Origin of the sequence: Raoultibacter timonensis (genome assembly GCF_900240215.1) — a bacterium.
GTDB lineage: Bacteria > Actinomycetota > Coriobacteriia > Coriobacteriales > Eggerthellaceae > Raoultibacter > Raoultibacter timonensis.
Window position 1 is genome coordinate 431119 of record NZ_LT964679.1, and the last position, 1904, is coordinate 433022.

Below are 1904 nucleotides of genomic sequence, written 5' to 3' on the forward strand. Positions count from 1 at the left end.
CAGCACGAGGGGTTCGTCCGCCTTCCCGACGGTATGCGGCTCTACGCTTCGCCGTTCTAGCGGGTTGTTCGCGCCTGGGCGATGCAGCTTAGATTGCGAGCGCGTCTTTCAAGGGCTGGTAGGCGGCAATGAGATCGGGCATGCGCATGCGGGCGTTCGCGGGGCTCGTGGAGGGCAGCGCGGTATGGACGAGGCGTTCGGCGAGATCGGCGTCGAACCTCCGATAGAGCGCCGCGGCCTTTGCGCCGGTGGTGAACACGGCCTCGATGGGCGCGACGTCGACGACGGTCGAGAGGTCGTTCGGTACGGGGTCTGCGATGCTCGCATCCGAAGCGCCCTCGATCGTGCATGAAGCGAGCACGTCCCACAGCGCGATGCGGCGGGCGAGCAGAAACGCCGTGCGCTCTTCGTTCGTGCGAGGTTCGGGCTCATCGAACAGGGCACCGAGCACCTTCCAGAATCGATTCTGCGGATGCCCGTAGTAAAAGCCGACCTCGCGCGAGGTCGGGGAGGGCATCGTCCCCAAGACGAGCACCCTCGAGTGCTCGTCGAAGATGGGGGCAAGCGGGTGCGCTATGCGGCAAGGTTCGTTCATGGCTGCTTTCCGTGTGCGGGTTCCTCCATCGGTCGAACAGATGTTTCATATGAAACATCTGTTCGTATTTACATGAGCTAGAGGCGCTTCTGGTAGTAGGCGAGGGCGATGGCGCCCACGACGAGGCTCGCGATCCAGACGCCCAAAAACACCGTCATGCCGACAAGGTCGATGTGGCCGGTCATCTTGAGGCCGATGATGGCGAAGGGCACGAGCGTGAAGAACGAGGTTCCCATGGCGGCGTTCGCCTTGAGGCGGATCAGCCGATAGCGCTCGTCGGTCTGCCCGTAGGTCATCTCCTTGAGCCGTTCGGCGTTGTTCGCCTGGTAGTGGAAGGTGCCGATTCCGAAGGCGAGGCAGATCGTCCCGATGACCCCGAGGATGATCGCTACGCGCGGGTTGGTGCCGAACAGGCTGGTGATGAGGGGCACGTTCGCGACGACGCCGATCAGGGAAACGTAGTACAGGGCGGCAACCGCCAGACACACGATACCCATGATGCGGATTGAGCCGCGCTGTTTCTTGACGGGCTCAGGAAGATTCTCGATGTCCTGGTTAGTCATTGTCTTCCTCCTCGTAGACGAAGATGTCTTCGATGGGTTTGCCGAAATAGCGGGAGATCTTGAACGCGAGCGTGATCGAGGGGTTGTAGCGTCCCTTTTCGAGCGAGCTGATGGTTTGGCGGGTGACTTCCAGCGCGTCTGCGAGCGCCTCCTGGTTAAGCCCGCACTCCCGGCGCAGTTCTTCAACGCGGTTCTTCACGAAGCTCCTCCCGATGGCGCGGTTCGAATGAATGTAAAGCTAGCTTTCCATAGAGCATACCGCATGCCGGTCGATATGTAAAGCGAGCTTTCCATATTGGAGGAAAAGGCATGCGGCAAACGATTGCGAAGATGGGCGTACGGCGGGTTTGATCTGTTTGCACCGGCTCGTACCCGCCCTTGCTTCAGCCTGTCGGGTTTTATCGAAATCCCACCAAAAATGGTTGCGAATCGCCGTTTTGCGCCGCCGAATCGGGTTTCTACGCACGCTTACGGTCGAAAAGTTAACAGTTAGAAACCCCGACCAGGCGATACGCCGAAGCAGTGCGAACCCAAAAGTCCCGTTCGCCTTCCGAATTTCGCAAACCGAAGGTTCGCCGCCATCCGAAAGCCGTTTTCATGCAGAAACGCATTATCAATAAAGCAAGGCGCTATCGACGATGCGGATTCGCCTCGGGCGCGCTCCGCAATGCGCTCTCGCTCAAGGCATCCCCCGCCCAGCAACGTGTTCGCGCTCGCGGCGCCTCGCCCGCGGCGAACTCGCGCTC

3 protein-coding genes are annotated in these 1904 nt (G+C 60.5%); all 3 read right to left on the reverse strand.

Features of this window, described 5'->3' with window-relative positions; genetic code table 11:
- Positions 1-88: 88 nt before the first annotated feature.
- The 3 genes from C1722_RS01765 to C1722_RS01775 all read right to left on the reverse strand — a co-directional run bounded on the left by C1722_RS01765 (position 89) and on the right by C1722_RS01775 (position 1357).
- Entirely contained in the window at positions 89-595 is a 507-nt protein-coding gene (locus C1722_RS01765; protein WP_102377742.1) for a DNA-deoxyinosine glycosylase, read from the reverse strand.
- Between the two features lie 77 nt (positions 596-672).
- Entirely contained in the window at positions 673-1158 is a 486-nt protein-coding gene (locus tag C1722_RS01770) for a hypothetical protein (protein ID WP_102377743.1), read from the reverse strand.
- A complete protein-coding gene (locus C1722_RS01775) occupies positions 1151-1357 on the reverse strand; it encodes a helix-turn-helix transcriptional regulator (RefSeq protein WP_102377744.1) in 207 nt (68 codons plus the stop codon). Before C1722_RS01775 ends, C1722_RS01770 begins: the two co-directional genes overlap by 8 nt.
- Positions 1358-1904: the final 547 nt, after the last annotated feature.